Genomic DNA, 22,556 nt, shown 5'->3' on the forward strand with positions numbered 1-22,556 from the left:
CAAAAGCATACGCGGTCCCAAAATCGCCAAGCCCAAGGAATGGTTGGAGGGAAAGGCTGCGAATGCTCATGTGTCGACCGATCGGGTGCTGAAGGCCCATAAAGGGAAAACACCTTGAAAGGGCTGGTACTTAAGCCGACATACCTCGGGGCGCCCACAACAATTGCAGCCAGCCCTTGCCTTGCTTGGACATCAAGAGATCCTGGTTTCTGATCGGTGGACGCAAGAGCTGATACGACAATCATTTAAAACAATCGAGGACGGTGCGAGCGACAAATTCAGCATAGGCATCGCACTCTCGGACGTCGGCGCAAAAGCGAGCCACCTCGTTGAAGCCGAAGCTGCATCAAAACTTGAGGCATTCGATTCGTCAGTCAAGCTTGTAGCATGGGCTACGGCCGTCAGCTGCGACTCCTCCCATTATGACGCCACGGCCATAGCCGTCGCACTGCAGGAGTTGCTGCCGAATGTAGAGCCATTCAACATCCGGGATATTTTCGATAATAAAGACCGCAGCGACCGCGAACTGGTGCAACGTGTTGCTTTGGCGGCATTGAAGGCGCAGCCGGATGATCGGATCAGATCCTTTGCTGAGTATGAGCTTAACGACGAGAAACTCCGAACCGTAAATCTCATATTTCAAATCAACCATATCCTGCGATCCCGAGGGATCGAAGAGTTACCAACGCCCTTGCCGGAAGCTAAAAGAGCCGTCTCGCCTGTCACTCTGTCCTCGGTGGGAGTTAGCTGGAGACAGGCAAATCTTTACGCCTGCCGCTCAATCGCCACGGCTTTTATAAACAACAAAACTCCGGCAGGCCTTGAGCAAAGGCATCGTCGTGCGTTCCCTCAATTTGCCGGACTGATGAGTGCATCTGGGTTCATGACGGTGCCAGTCAGCGACCTTTACTCTTGGGCGCAAGCTCACGACGAGCCTGCCGTGCATTCGACGATGAAAGCCGTTGCGGCGCTGATCCCTCTCGACGTGCATGCTCTGGCGCAAGAAGCCAGAGAAGTGCTTCATATACTCGACACAGATGCATGCGAATCGATGTTCGATTTTCTGCCTGCGGTTGATATAGCACCTCCTGCCTGGGAGAAAGTCGCAGCCCTGCCGATCAACCGTGAGGAGGTCAAGCGCGCGCTTCTACACACCTCGACTTGGATCAATCATCTCGCCGCGAATATTTGCGAATACCTTCCGATGACACGAGATGAGCTTGAAGTGCTTCTGAGCAAAGCGAAGGGCTATTCGCTACGTTGTGTAATCAACCTGATTCTGCGTCACCATTTTGAGGAAACAACCCAGATGATGTTGCAGCACCTGGACAGTGACGCAACGGGTGATGTGAGCGGAATTTTCGAGGTGCTCCGAAAACTTGATACCCCACCATCGACCAGGCTCATGAATTCAACGCTGGTATGTCTGTGTTCCGACAATGAAAAAGCCAGTGAGTCAGCAACCGAACTTCTCTGTCACTGGCTCGATCAAGGTATCCCTATTGACGAAGCGCCCGTCGCCAAGGCTGTGGATCAGTGGGGCGGCCGTGACGGGTACATACGCAATAGCTTCACCAGTACGCCGCTCCTTCCCTTGATTGAGCTTCTGAATAGAATCGAGGCAGCTCAATGATCACCGATACCTCCGGATAACGATTGACCTCGACCATCAATGGTATGAAAGCAAGCGGTTGGGAGGATGACGGGGGCGGTGGACAGGTATCCATTTGCTCACGACGCTGGCGTTGATACCGTGGCAAGGCAACGTTGGCCACCGCGGCGCAGATTGGAGGCGTTCCTGGACGACCTGAGCTTTGAAGCGTTGGGGTAAGAGTTTCGTTGGCGCATGGGGTCCGCTTGCAGGATTGGGGATGACACTGAACCAGAATTTCGATTTCACATGTAATCCCACCTAAATGGTGACGATCCCCGTGGGCCCGGGGAACTCGGGGTTGTTTTCTAGAGGCTAATAGAGCTGGATACTCACAATGTTTTTTTCAAACTTAACAATGGCCGGCCACTCCTAGTCGGAGTCACTACCTCACTCGAATTGGATAGCCGATCGACCAGAGCGAGCAAGTCTTGGACCGCAGCCGAACCACCCTCCTCCTTCATGACCGAGATCGTGTCAGGCCTCATGCTGATCTGCCGAGACAGCAATGCAGTAATCGTGCGTAAGTGATCCGGGTGGGAGGACAAAAAACCTATAGGAATCGTTATGGACTGGTGAGCTAGATGGAAGTGAAACAATGCACAGACCAGACATCCCGGTATGAGCAGCACCTCAAGATTGCCCTCCATCAGAGAAAACTTCCCCGCATAGAGCCGCGGAAACTGATCCACATAGGTAGCAAGCCGCTCACGGGGTGCCCCCTGTTCTACTGGGAGGAGTACGCGCAATCCTCCCCGTTGTGGGGAGGCTCCATCGGAGTGAGGCATGAGCGATCGGTCCAGCTTTTGGGCTAGTTGACGGGCGCTACGCGAACGCGCCCAGAGCGTCGATTTAGGTGCGCACCACAAGGCATCCCAGTTTAGTTTTGGTTTTACCTTGCCATCCCGATCTTCTGGATCCTCGCAGACATCCAAATCCTCTGATTCGGCCTGGTCGGCTCGCTTCAATTCGGCCTGAATACGGTCCAGCAATAGCTCAGTGTTACTTGGCAAATGCAAAGCACCCAGCAATGGCATCACCCGATCATCGTCGTAACCACCCAGCTTCGTGAGATGAATTTGCTGTACATAACGCCGTAGGTCAAAAGTATCATCTGAAACATACCGACCTAGAAGCTTATCATCAAAGATGCGAATAAACTCTCTCAAGCTCTCATTGCTTCCCCTCTCCTGATTGGCGAGCGCATCTGTGATCGATTCGGAGATTTCAAGCCGACTGCCAAAACTCTTATCGTCAATACTTCTTACGACACTCATTTGCCCATCTAAGTCGAGGTGAAATGTACAAGACAGAGGAATGCTAAAGCGCTCGCCCGGATCAATCGCACTGATCTTGTAGATCTCAGCCTTCTCTTTTGTACATATCTGGCGGAAGTTCTGCTGGAAAGATTGCTCTGCAAATTGAAGGGTGCGCGACTGTTTGTCAAAATTACGCGTAGCAAGTTCGACCTGTGAACGCACGCGTCTTATTCTTGAAGGGCGGGCTGCCGGGCTGAAGCTGATTAGGTCAAACACAACCTCCGCGCTCCAGTCCTGAATCTTGAAAAACCGTGGGAGGTTGTCGGAGCTATCCTGGAAACGTGTCAACGCATAGTTGGTCAGCTCTAGATGCTCTTCATTCCACTTGATTAGTCGCTCACTCAATAACGCCTGGATGACTGCATCAACCTCTTTGTTTGAGAATCCGAAGAAATCCTGAATCTGAGCCGGACTAAGACTACCGCATACGTACGCTATACGGAGCGCAAACTCAGTGACCACCGGCAGCGTCTCCTCAGCGCTAATTGCGCAGGAAATTCCGAAACTCTGTGCTGGAATGGCAAATGTGATCTCGTCGACAGCAAGCTGCTCTTGGAGTTGACTTTCTTCGACCGTGATCATGACCGCCCTCCGGTGATGCCTGATGTCTCAACAATGGCAAACGCATTACCATCTCGATGCTGTTCGATGTAGGCGAGAACCCGGCCCATGGGTGCCTCCTGATTCCGCTCGCGCCACATCCGTGCTGCACCGATGATAAACAACCGATCCATCGCGCGTGAAATGGCAACGTTCACGCGTTCAATACTGCTCAGGAAACCTTGGTCGTACAATCTATTGTTACGCGTGGTGGATACAATAATTATTCGATTCTCTTTGCCTTGATAACTGTCGACTGTGTCTATTTTGATCAGCCTTCGGTAACCGGTCGCCCAATCCTGCTCACTTAGGAGCCGCTGGAGCAACTTTTTCTGTTCCACGTACATGCAGATCACACCGATAGGTTTCTCATCCTCAGAGCTGTCCTGCATCAATTCTTGAATAAAGTTTCCACTGGTGCATATCGAACGCAACAGATCAATTATCTCGCGCGCTTCATAGGCGTTGTCGAAGCCTGGGTTCTTCGGACGGTCGTAAGATTCGCGCCCTGCCTCAGAAGTATCTATCCAGGTTACGACTGCGCGGAGGGGGTCAGGCAATTGATCAAACCAAGCCACAGGGGCACCACGACCTGGCGCCAACGGTATAGGGTAGAAGCAAGCCGACACTAATTCACCAATAGGCGGTGCCATTCGGTATTGCGTGCGCAGGGTCGCACCTACTTGCCGTCCGTAACTGGATTCGAAAGCGCGCTCGAAGTCACTACGGGTCAGCATGGAGCGATCCCGCCATAGCAAGTCTGCTGCAATCCTCTGTACAACTTGCTTGGTATAGTGTGGTGGTAATTGTCGATGATCCCCCACCAGCAAAACTCGCCGTGCTGACTGAATTGCGATAGCCAATTCGCCTGGCGTGGCGCAAATACGCCTCTCAGATGGCAGCGCTACCAAGATCCAAGATATCCGTGGGAGTAAATGTGGGAGTAATTTTGTAGATCGAGTAGGAGGCGGCTTCACAGCCGCCGTCCTCTCACACCACCGTACGTACGGTTCCGTATACGGCGGTTCAGGCTATGCGGCTAAGCCGGTTAATCGTATCCAGTATCGAGACCAGCCCCAGTGCATCCCATCGCTTCTTTGGCAGCGCCTGATTCATGTGGGATGCTCCCGAGTTCCACCATGGGCCTCGGCCATTGCATGCTGAGCTACAAGCACGAGCTTCGTTGAGCCCTAGACGCATCAAGTTGCGGGCCCTCGTAGAGGGCCGCTTCCAGTGGCGCCATACGACACAACGAAGTTTTCGACGCACCCAACCATCAAGCTCTACAAGGGGACCTTTACTTTGACTGAGCCTGAAGTAGCCAGCCCATCCGCGCAGTACAGGGTTTAGTTGCTCGATTACATCCGATAACTTTCGGCCCCGCGCTCCACGCAGCAGGTCTCTGAGTCGATCGCGTAAGCGGCTTAGACTCATCGTCGCCACTCTTAATCTCGGCTGTCGATGCAAGCTCATCCCATAGCCCAGAAAATCACAGACCCAAGGCCGTGCCACTCGGCTCTTTTCCCGATTCAGTGTCAGTTTCAGACGCTGAGTCAGGAAGCGCTCAACACTGGCCATGACCCGTTCGCCTGCACGATGACTGCGCACATAAATGTTCGCATCGTCGGCATAGCGCACGAAGCGATGACCCCGCCGCTCCAGCTCACGATCGAGTTCGTTGAGCAAGATGTTCGACAGCAACGGCGAGAGAGCGCCGGCAACAATAGAGCAAACTACTCTCGGATAAAATGGGGGCTGCGCATCGCCAGGGAGAGTTTTGCTCCGAGGTATGCGGGATGCCCCGACGTCGAGATTGTTCTCGTCATTGAGGTCATCGCCCCCACTGACGGGAGACTTCAGTCATGAGCCGAAAACCGCGGATCTGGCGTATTCGTCTGGCTTTTGAGCCAAATCGATTCTCTTGTGAACAGCTCGAGAGGGTCTATGAGCAGCTAAAACCGACAGAAACGCGGGTTTCTTCAGAATCGCCACAATCTCAACCCTCTGTCAAAAAACATCGTGCTGCCAAGCGAGGTGAGCAATGAGCCAGGCTGTGATGGTGGCGTTCTATGCGAGGGTATCCTCTGATCAACAGGCTAAACGCGGCACGATTGAAAGCCAGATTGCCGCGTTGACAGAGCGGATCGTGGCTGATGGAGCCCAGGTTGCTGAAGACATGCACTTTGTCGATGCAGGCGTCAGCGGCGCGACGCTGATTCGCCCACAATTGGAACGGCTCAGAGACCGCGCTGCACTTGGCTTGGTCGATCGTCTCTACGTCCTGTCCCCAGACCGGCTGTCGCGAAAATATGCTCACCAGGCCTTGCTGATGGAAGAACTATCGGCGTGCGGCGTAGAGGTTGTGTTCCTCAATCATGCCATTGGCGTCACGCCAGAGGAGTCGTTGCTGCTGCAGATGCAGGGCATGATTGCGGAGTATGAACGGGCCAAAATCATGGAGCGCCATCGTCGCGGCAAGCTTCATGGAGCCAGACGCGGCAGCATCAATGTGTTGTCGACTGCGCCGTACGGTTATCGCTACATTCGTAAGCAACTTGATGGCGCACCCGCACAGTACGTTATCGACTTGGCGCAAGCGGCGACGGTCAGAGCCATCTTTCAATGGATTGGGATGGAGCGACTGAGCATTGGCGAAGTGGTGCGGCGTCTTGGTGCTACTGGCACCGTCACCGCTTCAGGTAAACCGTATTGGGATCGCAGTACCGTGTGGGGGTTATTACAAAATCCAGCGTACATGGGACGAGCTGCTTTCGGTAAAACACAGGCGCGTGATCGTTTACCTCGGATACGCGCACAACGCCACAGTGCGGAGGTGCCCAGGAAGGGGTATTCAACCGTACGTACGGATCCAAGTCAGTGGGTCGAGATATCCGTACCGGCAATCGTCAGCGAAGGGTTATTTCAGTCGGTTCAGGAACAACTTGCCGAAAATCGCAAATCGGCTCGTCAGCGCGGTCATGGTGCAGTTTACCTGCTTCAGGGCTTGACCGTTTGCGGCCATTGTCACTACGCCTATTACGGTAAAAAAGTCAGCAAGGCAGCGGCCAAAGGCCAACGTCGGAACTATGCCTATTATCGTTGCATTGGAACCGATGCCTACCGCTTTGGTGGCGAACGCGTCTGTGATAATCAGCAAATACGAACGGATCGTCTTGATGAACTGGTGTGGCAGCAGGTTATTGAGCTGCTCGCCCATCCTGGAAGACTAAAGAATGAATATGAACGTCGGCTGGGAATCTTCGAAGAAAAAGAAAAAACAGCCCCTGATACTGCCGCACTGGAACGACAACGACTGCAACTCGAGAAAGGCAAGTCGCGGCTCATCGATAGTTATGCCGAAGGTATGATCGACAAAATGGACTTTGATCCAAAGATGCGAAACTTGAAGAGCCGTCTGGAACAGCTTGATCAGCAGATTCAGGAGTCACGGCGTCATCAGGTGGGTCAACGCGAGCTGTTTCTCGTCATTAATCGTCTCGAAGAGTTTGCCGCTGCGGTCCATGACCGATTGGGTGCTGTGGATTTCGTCACGAAACGCGAGATCATCCGCGGCCTGGTCAAACGTGTCGAAATTCATAAGGACGAAATTTTGGTGGTGTTCCGGGTTGATCCGGATCCGGGGTTCAACGCCAGCGAGACGTCGACTGGCTCAGGCACCAGAGAAAAAAGTATGCAAGATCGTACGCGGCGTAAGCGGGCCGCCTTGCGGCGTCCCTTCCTGCCGTGGACTGGCGATCCCGCCCGACATCGTTCCCGCTTCGAGATAACGACGGATCAGCGTGAGCACACGTTTATCTTCGATTTGACGCTCGATGTAGGCCATCAATACATCGTGGTTAACCCGATCAAAGAACTTCTCCAAATCGAGTTCCACGCACCAGCGGTGACCCGCTGCCACATGGGTGCGGGCTGTTTCAATGGCTTGGTGAGCGCTTCTGCCCGGACGAAAGCCGTAGCTGTAATCCGAGAACAGCGGATCGAAGATCAGCGTCAGCTGTTGCAGCAGTGCCTGTTGGATCAGGCGATCCAAGACGCTGGGAATGCCCAGCTGTCTTGTGCCACCTTTGGGCTTGGGGATCTCGACGGCGCGTACACCTTGCGGGTGGTACTCACCGGCCAGCAACCGAGCCTTGAGGATCGGCCAATACTGTTTCACGTAGCCCGCCAAGTCGGCGACCGTCATGCCATCGGCACCCGGTGCGCCCTTGTTGCTGACCACGCGTTGATACGCACGCCTAAGGTTGGCCGGTGCAAGCACCCGCGCCATCAGCGTTTCCGGCTCCGCGCTCGTCCACGTCACAGACGCCGCTGATACCTGTGCGCTGTCAGCCGTCATCCTCGGATTCTGTCCGGGACTTGGAGTAACAGTCTTCTCTGGGAGAAATTTCTGCATTTCGGTATTCAACGAGACTTTGACGCCTACTGGCGGCATAACCTGTTCGGCCCTTGGTGACGGGGTTATTCGCCACTTACTACGGCCTCGGCTGACTTCTGCACGTTCATCCCGTCGCCTCTCGACGCTCGGTAGCACTGTGGCAAGCGTGCAGATCTCCCAGGGTAATTCGCGCGACCTTCCTGCTTATGCCTGTCGGATCTACGTCGCAGCGTTCCATGCAAGTATTGGGCTTTGACGATATGCGCCGTCTTACCCCGCTACGCCGCCTAATCCGCTTCCTGTTCGTCAGACCAGCATTTTGCCTCGGGCTTCCTTCAGATTCGCAGTCACCCGCGACACCCTTGCCTCTGGCTAACACTTCCCCTTGCCGGGTGTGTAGAGGACTTTCACCTCCAAGTCACCAGCGTGGCCACCACAGCCAAACTGGTTGCGCTTACGCGCAACGCGCCATGCCTGGCGCACGCAAAAAAAAGAGGCAGCCAAATCGGCTACCTCAAAGGTGGGTACAACGAGAGTTCTATAGGGTCAGCTGGCCGCGTTCCTCCTCGGTCAGTTGCTGCCGGGCCTGGTCATCCAGTGCCCCGGCGCCGAGGACTTGCACCGGGCTGTCGGGGTTGTAGCCCCTGGTCGGTGCCAGGCTCGCACCATCGCGGGACGGGGCCAGTTGTTCCGAACCGAAGCTCAGCACCTGCACGGTAAATACCGACGCCTGATTCTGTCGCGCCGCAGCCTGTTGCTGCCGAGCCACGTCTTCCGCTGCCTGGGTGGCGGAGGTCGCCGCCGAACTGGCCGAGGTGATCGCCCCGGTATTGACCGACGCGGTCACCGGCACGCCGGAGGACTTGCCTTGGGTCTGAATGTTCGCCGCGTTCACCACCGTCAGTGCAGCGATGTTGACGTTGCCGGAGACCCGAATCCCCGCCTCGCCGGCATCGATGGTGCCCAGCGGCGCGATCAAGTCGATGTCACCCGGCGCCACTTCCGGGATCGGATTGAGCGTGGCGATCCCTGCACCAGTGCTCGGCACTGATGGCGACAGCGTGACGTTGCCCCAGGTGTCGTAGACGCGTTTGGGCGGGGTGTAGACCACGGTGGTTTTCGAGCCGCGACCGGCGTTGATATCACCTTGCGCCGACCAGCCGAAAATCGAGCCGCCGAAGGTGGTCATGATCCGGCTCTGGCCGAGCAAAATGCTGCCTTGGGAATACAGCTGAATGTCGCCGGAACCCTGGGTGATCACCCCTGCCGTGGACGGCGGCGCCGAGCCTTCGATGCCGTAGATTTGCTGGCCGCCCGGCGTCAGTACCTGGATGTCGCCACCGAAATCGGTGTGGATGCCCGCGCCGCCGTAGAGCGTCACGTCGCCGTCGTAGTTGATCGTATTGCCAGCCACATCCTTGGCCGGGAACAGTGCCGCAATCGCTTCGCGTCCACGCAGGTAGCTGCCGCTGCGCGTGGCACCGGTCGTGTTGTATTCACGGCCACCGGCCTTGAGTTCGGCGAAGTAAATCTTGCGAGCGAACACGCGCTGCTGCTCGGCCGGCAATGCCGCGAAATAATCCGCGGCCTGACGTTCATCGCCGATGAAACCGAAGCGCTCGCGCAGCCACTGGGTCAGGTCGGCGCTGTAGTTCTTGATTGCGCCCTGCCCCAGGTAACGGCTCAGCAAACCTTGATAATTCGGCCCCTGGGCGCCAGCACCGACGATCAGCGAGATCGATGCGCCACCCTCGTTGACCGTGGCACGGGAATCAGCGTTACCGATGCTGTTGAAACCACCCTCCTGATAGACCTGAGCCACGCCTGAGCCGGCGCCGTACAAATTGCGCCCGGCGCTGACTTCCAGCAAACCGGGGCCGGCGATGTTGAAGGTACTCAGGCGAATATCGCGCCCGGCGGACACGATGGAAATATCATCAGCCCGGCTGTGAACGATCAGGTTGCCAGTGGATTGACCATCAGCACCGCTGACCGTGGCGGATACGTTGGTATAGGTGCCCAATGGCATGCCGGCATTGACGATGTCGCGCCCGGCCATGACTCTCAGAGGGCCGCTGCCCTCATAACGGACTTCATTGCCCAAGGCTGGAAACCGCAGAATCTCACCCGTGCGCAAACCGATGATGTCGCCGTTGATGGCATAGAACCGCACCGGTTGGCGCTCCGGCCAGGACTGGGTGCTGAACGTGTTCGTGCCAAAGGTGAATAAGGAGATAGCGTTGCTTTCCGATCTAAAGACTTGCTCACTGAAGTTGCTGTAGATCGACTGACCATTGAGCAAGTTGACCCCCGAATAGGCCGGATTGAAGGGTGTGGGAATTCCCGCCGGATCGGCTCCAGACTGCGTTACGGCGTAACCGCCCGCGTAGATCGAGTCGCTGGCAATCAGTTGCAGTTCGGCATTGGCCGACGGTGCCGTCATCAGCGAATACGTTGACGACTCGCCACTTCCCCCGGATGCGGAAGCGCCGTAGTAGAGACTGCCATTGGCTGCCACGGCCCGCAGAATCGACGGGTAAAACATCCGTCCGCCGGCGGCGGGAGCGTTCAGGCTTGGCTGAATTTCAGTCTTCCGGAACGGCGTCAGGTTGCCGCCCGCGCTGAACAGATCGATCGCGGTGTTCGGCGTCCACAATGAGAAGCCGCTATAACCACCACCGTCATGGTCAACACCCGCTGCATCGGTAAAGCCTGTGGCGTTACGCATTTCCAGACGTCCGGGATCGCCGACACCGTCGAGCACCAGGTCGCCGCGACTGTCCAGGCGCACCCCGGCGTCACCGGCCACCACCGTGACACCACCTTGTGCGTTGGCCTTGGTCGAAACATAGGCATCATAGGCACGGGACTCTTTCGGGTCCTGGGTAGCGCCATAGCTGCCATAGATCAGGTCCAGCGCCCCCACTGCACCGGCTTGCAATTGCAGTGCTCCGCGCAGGTTGACCAAGGAACCGTTGAGATCGGCGGTTGAGCCGTTGGCGGCGACCCGGGCCGGCGCCGAAGGGTTTAGCCTGCCGCCGATATGGACCTGCATGTCACCACCACCGGTCAGCACCAGGTTGCCATCACGGGTCACCCGACCGGTGCTGCCCACGGCCAGGTTGATACCCTGGCTACGCTGCACCAACGCATCACCGGTCACACCGCTGTAAGCCAACAACCCCGCGTCACCGGCGGCGCTCACCTGCAGATTGCCGCCGCCGAGGGTACCGATACCGGTGAAGCCCACCAGCGCCGGATCGCCGGTGGGTTGCCCGACAAACGTACCGAAGTTGATCCACCAGGCCGTCGGGATGTCCGAGCCATTGCCCATGCCTTGGCGCCACAACCAATTGCCGACCGCCGCCGACCCAAGTTGTGGACGCACGCCATCGGTAAATGACTTGCGGCCCAGGGTATCGCCGCGTAGTTGCCCGCCAGCGTTCAGCCGCAGGTTACCGCCCTGCTCCGGGAACCAGGCTTGGTAGGCGGCCCCTTGAGTCAGCGGCTCGTAAGCGCTGGCCTCGGCACCCAGTACCGTGCCGTCGGCACCCCGCCCACGCGCCTGTTGCCAGGGATCGCTGCTTTCAGTGGCGAGCGAGGCCGATTGCGTGCCCGCCGTGTAGACCCCAAACAACGACTGCATGCTGAAGTCGCCGGCACTAAGCAGGTCGAGATCACCGGTGCCGGTGCGCAAGACGCTGAACAGTTGAGTGCTCGGGGTCACGACGGTGCGGGCCGGCTCTTGCGGTGCCGGAACTTCAACGCACCACGAAGGGAAGAGCGAACAGAACTGAAGTTGATCCTCAGGAACGGGGGTTCCAGGATCCGCAATAGGATTGTCCGGCCCCCATACCCAGACTGTTTTGACCGGCACGGGAACGCACCAAGAGGGAAAGATTTCGCAAAAGATAAGTTGGTCTTCCGAGACGGGCGTGCCCGGATCGGCGATGCCGTTTTCGTCGCTCCACTGCCAGCCCGTACCGGGGTTTTCACCAACGGTTTCGCGTTTAGCCAGGTAATGCCCGTCCGCCAGGCGCAAATGCCCTTCGCTGCCATCGACCCGCGTAAGGCGAGTATCCGCCGCTTGCGTATCAGCCCCGGCCACCAGCCGCATCGACCACGACTGCGAACCGTCCGGCAGCAGGGTTGCCACCGCCCAGTTGCGGCCCTGTTGCCCGTTGACGCTGGGACGCAATTCGATCAGGTCAGTGCCGTCCGCCAGTTTGACGTCGGTTTCTGCCGGGATCACGCCACCGATCGGCAAGGTATTGGCACCCGATTGCACCAGGCCGGTGGCCGGCAACGCCATGCCTTTGGGCCACACGCCCGCCTGCACCGCCACATCGACTTTAAAGCGACTGCCAGCGTCCAGGCGAGTACCGGACTGCAAGGTCACTGCCTCTGTCAACACCGTGCCCGCCGCAAACAGTACGTTGCCATTGGCGTCGCGCACGGCGGCGCTGAACAAGGTGCCGGCCGCCAGGCTCAGCGGTGTGTCCAGCAGCAGCGCGTTGGGCAACAAAGTGCCCGCGCTCAAAGTCATGGCCTTGAACGGCAGGTCATAGTTGAGCACGCTGCCCGCCGGGTATTGCGTACCGTCGGCCAGTTCGACACCGCCACGCGGCACCACCACATCACCACCAAACGGTTGCTTGCCGGGGATCAACAACCAGCCGTTACCGTCCGTGCGCCCCACGGCATCGGCCGGGTCCGGCGGCATGAAGCCGTCGGTAACGCTGCCGAAAATATCCAGGTTGCCACCGGCACGAATCACCAGGCTCCCCGGTTCGCCTGAACCATAGACCGAGGTTTTCTGGCTGTGGGGGTTAAGGCTGGCGTAACGGTAACCCGACAGGTCGACATCACCGGAAATCACCATGTCGCCAGTCGGCGTTGCGCTGGCGATCTGCACGCCGGGACGCAAGTGGAAGGCGTCGGCGTACGTCGCGTTGTTCAGCCCGGCGAGTTTGCCATTGAGCAACGCCGTGTTGAGCAGCGCGGCATCGATAAACGCGGCGCTTTCGGCGTGTTTGCCATCAAGGTACGCCTGATCGATCACCTGATACGGACGTCCCTCGGCGTTGGTATCGCTGGCAAGCGGCGCATCGGTGTAACGCTGGACGGCATTAAGTGCAATCGAGCGTGCGCCTTGAATTGTCAGCGGTCCACGGGCATCGATGTCAATGTCATTCGCGCCCAGGCGACGGGCATTCAGCTCCAGCGTGCCGCGTTGACGACCGTCGTTCTGTCCGGCGCCAGTGCCGGACGGCGCCTCCGTGCCATGCCGCAAATCGATCCGTGCGCCCTGGGCCAGTACCAACGTGCCGTCCTGGGCCGTCAACTCGACAGCCGCGCGGTTCGGCGAGTCGATGATCTTGCCGTAACTGTCCACCCGCAACTGCGTGCCATGGGCATCCAGCACCGCCGTACTGGCCAGCGTCATCCCGGTTTTACCGGCCAGGCGAATACTCCCCACCTGCCGACCGCTGGCGTCAACGGTGCCGAGCACCGTCAGGCTGCCATTGTCCACCGAGACGTTGATTTCATGAGCCTTCAGCTCATTGCCGATCACCAGGTCGCCACGCTTGAGCTGGAAGCTGCGTGAACCGAAGACCTGATCGCGGTTGAGCCGTTGGTTGAGCGCGGCAAAATCCCCGACGCTTTGTGCGCGAATGTCCACGCCGCCCGCGACATAAGGCACCAGCGTGCCGCCAGCGTTGTATTCGCCACTGCTGCTGCCGAGGATTCTCCCCTGCAAATCCACCAGGCCGGCGGCGTCATTCAAGGCGAAGGCGCTTAATTCCCCGGCATTGTTGTTGCGCGCACTCAAGTCGATCACCGACCCGGCCGCCTGGCGGATATTGCCGGTTTCGCTCTTGAGGATCAGGTCTCCGCCCCAGCTGTATTTGCGCACGTCGTTGAGCACCAACTCACGGCCAGCCAGATCAAGCTGCGCAGCGTCGCCCAGGGTGATGTCGCCGGCGCTGGCCAGGGTCAACTTGCCGCTGGGCAAGCGCACCGTGCTGTCCAACAGCACGCTGCGACCTTCCAGGCCCAGTTCCGCTCCCAGCGCCGAAGCGTCCACGACCCCGGCACTCAGCCCGGCAATACCGGACACCGTGATGGCGCCGCCGGCCTTGATGCGGTTGACCGAACCCGCTTCGCCGGTCCACAGCGGCGTGCTGACCCGCAGGTCGCCGCCGCTGTAGGTGAACCCGCTGCCGGCAACGTAGTCGCCCTGGGACTGATAGACCTGCAAGCCACCGGTATGGTTGGCGGTAATGCGCTGGGTGGCCGTGAGATTGACCTGACTGAAACCCAGAGCCAGGCGCTGACTGTCGTTGTTGTTCGCCTGGCTGTTTGGCCCGTAGCCGAATTCCAGGGTGTCGACCTGAATGTCCAGCAAACCGCTGCCGGTGCCGGCGCCATGGGCGATCGGTGCCGCCGGCAAGGTGTTGGTGCCGTTCCAGACCAGGGTGCCGGTGCGAATCGTCGCCCGGTCGCCCGCCGCGCCATAACCGTAGATGGCCGGTGTGCCGAGCACCAATCGCTGCAAGCGCGACTGACCGTTCTGATCGAAGGTACTGAGGTCTACGCTGTCATAAAAATTCACCGAATCCCGGGCGTTGAGCACCAGATTTTCCAGGGCTGGCGCGCCCATGGCGGTGTCGCCACGCAGCAGACGGTCGAGCACTTGCTGATTGAGCGTCAGGCCCTGCGGCAAGGCATTGCGCAATTGCGCGGCGGCCAACGCCTCGGCCGAACCGATATTGACGCCGCCCACCGCCAGGATCAGGTTACGGGTGCCGAATCGCACCGAATCATCCAGGCTGAAGGTGTTGTCGGTGGCCACGGTGATCGAGCCCTCCGAGTACAGTTGCGTGGTGCCGGTGCAGGCCAGTGATGTGCACAGGCCGACCCGGACCGGGCTTGGCCCCAGGAACGAATCAGGCACCGCCGTGGGTGGCAGCACGTCCAGCCAGCCGTTGGAAACCGCCAGCAAGCCATTGCTTCCCGGGTCATAGACAAAGCCACTGCGTGAGTCATAAGGCGCTTTGCCCTGCCCCAGCGTGTTGATGCCGGCGCCTTGCTCGATGACGATGCCATCGCTGGTTTGGCCATTCGCCACCAGAAACACTTCCCCGGCCTTGAGCATCGCTCCCTGGCGCAGGTAGATGTCTCGCAGTTGGGCGTTGAAACTCACCAGATTGCCGCCCTGGCCATATTGCACGCCCGGCAGTGCACCAATGGTCAACCGTGGCGCCTTGAGTGCATTCAGTTCGCTGTCAAAGAGCGACGGGCCGACGAAGTCCGGTGTCGCAGACTGTCCGGCCCCCAACACTTCCAGCACGCCGGTATTGCCGATGACACCCACGCTGCCCCCCAGCCCTTCGCCAGTGGGCGCAAACGCCGCTCGCCCCTTGAAGCTGAACGTTTCTGCAGGCGTGTCCGCGCCCCGATTGGGGAAGTTGAGCAGCAAGGTCTTGCCGTCCGCCTCGATCATCGGCCGTGGCACGCCCTTGAGAGCGGCATCGGCCTTGGCGAACGCGGCGTAGCTGGTTTCGTTGTACTGGGAGTAACGACGCAGCACATCCCCCGCCGTCACGATCAACTGGCTGGACAACGGATCGCGAATCCCGGTGTTGGCAATCGACAATCGGCCCGAGGTCGCCCATGACCCGTTGCGCATGGCCAGGCTTTTGCTCAAGGTCCCGGCACTGGCCAGGCCATTGAGTTCAACCCGGAACGCGCCCGGCAGCAAGGCGTAACTGGCCGGCATCAAGGTGTAGGTGCCGGCCGGCAACCCTGGCACGCCGGCATCGAGAGTGATGCGTTGGCCAATCACCGGGTCGCGGACGCCCTGCTCGCCGGCCAGCGGCGCGTAAGCCGATGGATTGCCCGGCACGATGGCATACACCGGATTGCTCGAAAGCCCCGGCAAGGTGAAATGGCCATCCGCCGCGTTTTGCACCAACGGGTTGTAACGGGCGTCCGTGGAGCCGCCACGCCCGGAAATAAACCCGGCACCGGTCAACTCGCCACCACCGGACAAGTCCAGCACCGCGTCCGGCTGCACATCGATACTGGGGCTCTTCAGCGAAATACCCACCTTCAGGATGCTGTTGCCGGCACTGCCGCCAACGCCAGTCAACTCGACGGTTTTGCCGTTGTATTGATAACTCAGGCCGTCGATCGTGCCGCCGTAAGGCATCACCAGGCCCGCGCCGCTGACCGAGGTGAGGCTGCCGGGCAGGAACGACAGGGTTTGCATCACGTTGTCGACATCACCAAAGTTCAGCAGGCCGAGCGGCGCTCGAATCACCCCGCCCTGCAAGACTGTGCCGCCATCCAGGCTCAACTGACCGAACGCCGAATACGGCACGGCCGGCAGTGCGTCGGTGGTGCGCCCGATGCTCAGGGTGGATTCAGTGGTGGTGCGGACTCTCGCATTGGCCCCGGTGACAGGGTAAAGCTGTGCCGCCAGCAGGGCCAGATCAGCGTTGCTCTGCAGTTGTGTCACCCCGGCGGCATTGAGTGCCGATGCGCCGATGAAGCGCAGATCGCCCGCGCTGCGCAACGTGGTTTGGGCGAACCCTCGGCGATCCACCAGCACGTCCGGGCCGGTGTTTTGTTTCAGCAAGCCATGGGCACCGAAAGTGACGTCATCGCGCACGTCCATCAGATCGGCGCTTAACAGCAGTTGCGCCTGGCTGTCGCGGTCAGACAAGCCGCCTTTCACGGTGGGACGGGTTGCGACGTCCGTCCCCTGCGCCGTTGTACCGGCCAGGCGCAAGTACGGCGCCTGCAACGATACTCGGCTGTGACTGGCGGCATTCTCCGCCAGCGCCAGCGAACCGGCATACAGGCTCAGGCTTTGTTTGAGGTTGAGGCTCACATCACCGTCGAACGACAGGATGCCGTTGCTCAGCAGCGACAGGTTGTCGAAACCGCCATCGACAATCCGCTGCACATCAAGGCGACCTTGACCATAGGCCAGGGGTGCCGCTGGGTCGATCGCAGTGCCAGGCGTTTGAGAGAGGATCAGCTCCCGTGGCGCACGCACATCATTGTCAATCGTGCGATTGAGGTACAGCCCAGTCTCCAGCGCCACCGACAGACTGCCGCCCGCCGCGCCCGCGCCACCCGACGCCGCACTGAGCTGGCCGTCGATGACCAGGCCATTGTTGGAGCTCAAGGCGATCTTGCCGCCGGCACCGGCTATCGAGCGCGCGCCCTGATCGCGAATGTCTAACTCGGCCTGGGCACCGTTGGCCAGCAACCGCGAGCCCTGCTCCAGCACCACGAACAGGTCCGGCGCCTTGGCCGTGCCCTGGTCGGCGTTGATCTCACTGCCAATGACAACGCTGCCGCCAGCGCCCACCCGGCCGTAGCGCCGGCCTTGAGCGTCGATGGCCGTCACGGCCCGCGCCGATACATCGATCAACCCGCTGCTGCCCACGCGGATAGAGCGCTGGTGCGCCGCCTCGTCCAGGCCGGCATCAATGATGACTGGGTTAATCTGGCTCAGCGTCACCGAACCACCCCAGGCGTTGAGCTGACCATTGACGGTCAACTGTCCGATGCTCGCCAGGTTCAATGACCGTCCCGGATCGACGTTCAACACCGCGCCTTTTTCCACCGTCAGACTGACATTCGGCCGCTCGGCCAATGGCGACAGCAGCGTCCCGGCGTTCAGGCTCAGGTCCGCGCCACTCCGTTGGCTAAGCACGCCCTTGATCGGGTCCTCCTGGTACAACTCGGGGGTCCAGACTTCCAGCAACTGCTCGGTCAGCGAACTGTCGTTGCCCTGCACGCCCGAACGCAGGCGATACACCGGACGGGTGACATCAACTTCGGTGCCCGCCAGCACGGTCAGCCCCTGGCTACCCGTTACCCGATACTGGCCAAAGCCCTTGTTGAAAAAGTCCGCGGCCAATACCAGTGTGCCGTCATCCACCGCGCCTGCGGGGTTGCCGATCTGTACCTTGCCGGCCTGAACATCCAGAGTACCGGCACCATCGACGCCATACCCCAATAACTCGGCACCGATCAGCAATTGGCCATTGGCACCGGTGCTGTTGGCGTTCGCCGCCAGGGTGATATTGCCGCCAAGTCCGCCGAGCAGTTTGTTATTGCTGAGCAAGGTCGCGCCCGACGACACGTCAATCCGGCTGCCCGACTGCAACAGCAGATCATCACTGCTGCGCAGCGACACGGTGCCGCCGTTGCGATAGGCCACGCCGTCGCTTTCCACTGCGCTGAGGGATTGATTGCGCCACAACCCACTGGCATCGAGCTTGACCCCCTCGGCTACCACCACCGCCGCACGGCTACCCGCCGGCGCGCTCAACTGCGTGTCTTCGACCTTGTCCAGATTCAGTTGAGTGAGCACGTTGCCCACACGGATGCTGCCGCTGCGGGCAGTCAGGTCAGCGTTCACGTCGATGCGCGGGCCATACAAAGTAATGGCGCCACCGGGTGCCACCTGCAACGCGCCATCGACCACGATCCGGTCCTTGGCCGCGACGTTAATCGCGCCCAGCTCGAAGTCATTGAGCAGGCGACTGTCCAGGGACAGGCTGCCTTTTCGCTCCGTCGCCACGACGTCACCCAGGCCGATGGCCTCACTGAGCGGCGTTTGCTCGTCACTGAAAGTGATCGTGTCCAGCACCGCGCCCAGTTGGTAGTTCAGGGTGCCGGCGCTTTGCAAATAACGCGGCACGTACGTGCCGACGATCAGTTGCGCGCCACGGGGCGCACTGCTCTGGGTTTGCTGGTAGCCGTCGAGCCCGGCCTGAGGTGCCTGGGTTTGTCGGTCGCCCTGGAAGGTCTTGCCCACCAGTTCGCCGTCGAGCACCGCATTGTTCGTGGCGACCACCAGTTGCCCGGCATCACGCCCCACGCTGTAGCCCGCTTCGTAACGCTGGCGCGGCGCAATCAGCGGGTTGTAGAAATAATCGGTCTGGCCCCAGCGCGCGCTGTGGCTTTCATAGCCCTTGTAGACGCCGGTATAGAGCAAATCACCGGGGGCCCTGGACACTTCATACAAACGCCCATCGGCGCCCTTGAGCCAACTCTGCTGGACGTAGCCTGCTTGTACATCGAAGGTACCGCCGGACAGATTGATCTGCGAGTTTTGCTGGGTCACCAGGTCATTGCCGGTGAACGTCAGGCTGCCGCCCTGGGCCATCCACTCACCAACGCTGTGGTTGCGGGTGCCCAGGTAGCCGCCCACTTCCAGCAAACCGCCCGCCGTGTACCAACGGTCCGTGGCGTAGCCGTTAACGCCCGCAGCCACGTGCACCAAGTCACGCACATCGACCCACACATCGGTGCTATTGAGCGCCCCGCCGTCGCGGTTGCCCGAGGCATCACGCTGTTCGTTGCCCTGAATATTGACCTTGATGCTGTTGGATTCCATCGCCACTTTGACGCCAATGGCACCGGACACATCGATGATCGCGCCATCGCGCACCAGGCTGCGCTTGCCGGCGCTGACCGCAACCTGCCCGCCGGTGGCCAACACAATCGAACCGCCCTGAAAATCCACCGTGCCGCCGCTGACGATTTCCACCCGTGATTGATCGGTGCGATCGGTCACTTTGCTCAGGTTATCGAAATGGCCCGTGACGTTATTCGGCAGCACACCGCTGAGGTTATTGATCGCCGCCTGACGCTGACCGTCCAGCGCCGACGTGCCTTGCTCCAACAAAATCGTGCTGACGCTACCCTGGCCCAACGTCACGCTGCCGGTCGCATCGCTGGCGGGGTTGAGCAGGTGAATCGTGCCGCGCGCGTCCACCGAAGTGCTGGTTAGCAGCACGCCGTTTTGCTGGACCTGATGCCCGGTCAACGTGATGTCGCCGGTCGCCGCCTGAATGATCCCGCTGTTGATCACCGTGCCGGCCGTGCTGCCGACCTTGAGGCTGGTCGCGACTTCGTTGCCCCGCGTCGTCGACTGCTGGTTGCCTTCAGTCCCCACGCCACGGCGTATGTAAAAGCTGTCGCCGGCGGCCAGGGTGGTCTGGCCCTTGGCGGTCACGATCGTCCCGTCGTTGTGCACCTCACTGCCGAGCAGCAAGGCATAGCCACCGGATTGGGTGGAGGACCCGGCCGGCAGGGTTTGCAGCACCGCGCCACGCTGCACCTCGACCTTGCCGAAGGCATCGCTGAACGTTGGCTGAGTGCCGTTGAGGTCGACGTACACGCCGTTTTTGCTGAACTGATCGTCGCTGATGGTCGCGGCGGCGGCCACCAGGTTACGGACGTTGACCTGGCTGCTGCCGCTGAACAGGATGCCGTTGCGATTGACCAGCAGCACCGTGCCCGGCGCGTTGATCTGGCCGGCAATCACACTGGCACGGGCGTTGGGGTCGTTGACGCGGTTGAGCACCGCCCAGTTCGATTGCTGGGCGAATTCCACCGTGGTGTCGCGACCGACGTTAAAGGTTTCCCAATTCAGGATCGCCTTGTCGGCGGTCTGCTGAATCCGCACGGTGGTCTTGCCGTCGGCCTGGCTCTGCTGAGGGCCATTGGCGTTGATCCAGCCCTTGGTCAGCGCATTGTCATCGACCTTCAGGCCGCCCTCGCCCAACCCGTTGGGAATGCTCTGCGGCTGCCCGAGGGCAAACTGACGCCCGGCCGCTTGTGCGGCCTGTTGCGCGGCAATCGCGGCCACGGTGTTGTTCAGATTGTCCAGGGAACGCTGTAACTGCTGATTGACCCGCTGCTGCTGCGCCAGGGGTGGCGGCGCGCCGGGCACCTGCGCGCCGGGGCGTGCGGCGCCACTGGCCTGGGCCGCGCCCTTAGCGGCAAACCAACCGGAACTGAACGCCGTGGCCGCCTCGGCACTGCCGGCAATCATCAGCAACGCAATGGCCTGGGCCAACGGTTTCAAGCGCAACAACGGATGCTCCATCGAGCGCACAGGGACATTCAGATCAGGCGTGGTTTTACCGCGAGGCATCACTACTCTTCCTTTTGCAATTCTCAAAAACGGGCTGCTGCAACGCTGGCGCTGCTGATATGGGATAAGGCAGTTGGCGCGGGCCGGGACCGAACGCTTGTCATGCAAAGTTCATATAGGTCGGGTAAGGCCACCCCACACTCACGCAAAAATCGGCAGCGCCTTGTTGGCCGCTGCCGATTGTTATTGCCTTCGCCGGTACCGCGCGAAGTGATGTCAGGCGTTTGGTTTACGGACGACCAATGCTGTTGCAGACGCTGGTGTTAGCGATGTCCAGGCCTTGGGCGTAGGTGTTGTCCAGGAAGGTTTTCTTGATTTCAGCCGCGTACGCGGTTGGCAGGCTGACGAACGAGTGCAGCGTGATGGTGGTGGCTTTGGCGCCGGTGTACAGGTCGGTCAGGAAATTGCGTACAGCTGTGGCGTCGGCGGCGGTGGCGTAGCACTGACCTACGAGGAAGTTGGTGTAGCCAACAATTGGGTAGCCAGTGGTTGGAACAGGACGGTCGCCGGCAGCAGAGTTGCTACCAAAGGTCGGTACCCATTTCAGCGGGTTGGCGCGGTCTGCATCGGTGGACGGTGCAAGTGCGGTACCCAGCGCGGTACCGGTATTCGTGGCGTTTGGCAGCGGCGCGGTGCCGGCAGCCATTGCAGCCTTGCTGACACGGGCAACCACGGCGTTGTTGTTGGCACTGACGTAGTCAGGGCTGACGTAGCCGATGGCACCGTCGTTAGCGTTGACGGCGGTCACGACGTCAGCACTGGTGGCCACGGCTTGCCAGTTGGCAGGCTCTGCACCGATGTTGGCGGTGGTGAATGTACCGTTTACGCCGAACTTGGTTGGGCAGGAATCGTTCAGGAAGCGGGACAGCAGTTCTGTGGTGCCGCTGCTGCCGGAACGGTAGATCACTTTGATCGCGGTGGTGTCAGCGGTGCCCAGCAGTTGGCCCCAAGTAGTTGTGGTGCCGGAGAACACGTTGCACAGCTGAGTAGCGCTGAGTTGCAGCGTGGTGACGCCAGTGCGTTTGTACGGGATGGTCACCGAAGTACCAACGGCTGGCACCTGGATCAGCTTGCCGAAGGTGGAAACCTTGCCGGTGCTGAGGTTGTTGTAGGCATCCAGTTCAGCCTGGGATAACACCGAGTCGCTACCGGCGAAATCCACTGGCGTACCGGCAGGTTGGCCGATCGAAGCCGGGGCGTTGGTCAGGAAAGCGGGTCTTGCCGGCGCCGCTGCCAACACCGGTGTAGCTGAAGTCAGTCGGCAGCAGGCGTGGCAGGGTCGATGTACCGTTGTAGAGGTTTTCCGGCAGGGTTGCACCGCCACCAACAACAGCGGCCATGGATTGGGCCGAGGCCAGTGCGGCAACAGCCAACGAGGCTGCGATCATAGTGCGCTTAAACATGAAGAAGCTCCTTTCGTCGTGTTCGTACGTGGGGTGATGTGCTCGTTTAATGACGCCATGGCGCTCAAATCCTCGCCTTGCCTTGAAGGTCGTCCGGGGTGAGGCCATGGGTTAGAAGTTCGCAGCTTCCAGTGACAGATAAAGGAAAAAACCTCGGGAGCCGGGCGTTGATTTTTCGGGGAATTCTCGGGTGTTTGTCACCTCTTTACAGGCGTCT

At 59.8% G+C, this 22,556-nt stretch carries 4 protein-coding genes and 4 pseudogenes; 2 read left to right on the top strand and 6 right to left on the bottom strand.

Features of this window, described 5'->3' with window-relative positions:
* The first annotated feature begins 163 nt into the window (after positions 1-163).
* The gene (locus ACN1C3_RS28290) at positions 164-1,633 is read left to right on the top strand and encodes a hypothetical protein (RefSeq protein WP_419119029.1); all 1,470 of its coding nucleotides are present in this window, start codon (positions 164-166) and stop codon (positions 1,631-1,633) included.
* Between the two features lie 350 nt (positions 1,634-1,983).
* Here the strand turns inward: ACN1C3_RS28290 and ACN1C3_RS28295 are convergent, their stop codons facing one another.
* The 3 genes and pseudogenes from ACN1C3_RS28295 to ACN1C3_RS28305 form a co-directional block, all read right to left on the bottom strand.
* On the bottom strand, positions 1,984-3,552 hold the full coding sequence (locus ACN1C3_RS28295) for a hypothetical protein (protein ID WP_419119030.1): 1,569 nt from the start codon (positions 3,550-3,552) through the stop codon (positions 1,984-1,986).
* Complete coding sequence (locus tag ACN1C3_RS28300) at positions 3,549-4,307, bottom strand: AAA domain-containing protein (protein WP_419119031.1); 759 nt, start codon at positions 4,305-4,307, stop codon at positions 3,549-3,551. Before ACN1C3_RS28300 ends, ACN1C3_RS28295 begins: the two co-directional genes overlap by 4 nt.
* A 289-nt stretch (positions 4,308-4,596) precedes the next feature.
* Positions 4,597-5,286: pseudogene (locus tag ACN1C3_RS28305) on the bottom strand (group II intron maturase-specific domain-containing protein); the annotation flags it as partial.
* A gap of 340 nt (positions 5,287-5,626) precedes the next feature.
* Here ACN1C3_RS28305 and ACN1C3_RS28310 point away from each other — a divergent pair.
* A pseudogene (locus ACN1C3_RS28310) lies at positions 5,627-6,709 on the top strand (recombinase family protein); the annotation flags it as partial.
* A 567-nt stretch (positions 6,710-7,276) separates the two neighbouring features.
* Here ACN1C3_RS28310 and ACN1C3_RS28315 read toward each other — a convergent pair.
* The 3 genes and pseudogenes from ACN1C3_RS28315 to ACN1C3_RS28325 form a co-directional block, all read right to left on the bottom strand.
* Positions 7,277-8,023 (bottom strand): annotated as a pseudogene (locus tag ACN1C3_RS28315) (reverse transcriptase domain-containing protein); the annotation flags it as partial.
* Positions 8,024-8,504: 481 nt separating this feature from the next.
* On the bottom strand, positions 8,505-20,936 hold the full coding sequence (locus tag ACN1C3_RS28320; RefSeq protein WP_419119032.1) for a filamentous haemagglutinin family protein: 12,432 nt from the start codon (positions 20,934-20,936) through the stop codon (positions 8,505-8,507).
* A gap of 229 nt (positions 20,937-21,165) precedes the next feature.
* Positions 21,166-22,339: pseudogene (locus ACN1C3_RS28325) on the bottom strand (substrate-binding domain-containing protein).
* Between the last annotated feature and the right edge of the window lie 217 nt (positions 22,340-22,556).

It is taken from the genome of Pseudomonas sp. H11T01 (assembly GCF_048515765.1).
In the GTDB taxonomy this organism is placed as follows: Bacteria; Pseudomonadota; Gammaproteobacteria; order Pseudomonadales; family Pseudomonadaceae; genus Aquipseudomonas.

Excerpts from the sequence above, each read along its gene's own strand:
- ACN1C3_RS28295 (WP_419119030.1), bottom strand. The coding sequence starts at position 3,552 with ATGATCACGGTCGAAGAAAGTCAACTCCAAGAGCAGCTTGCTGTCGAC.
- ACN1C3_RS28300 (WP_419119031.1), bottom strand. The coding sequence starts at position 4,307 with ATGCTGACCCGTAGTGACTTCGAGCGCGCTTTCGAATCCAGTTACGGA.
- ACN1C3_RS28320 (WP_419119032.1), bottom strand. The coding sequence starts at position 20,936 with ATGCCTCGCGGTAAAACCACGCCTGATCTGAATGTCCCTGTGCGCTCG.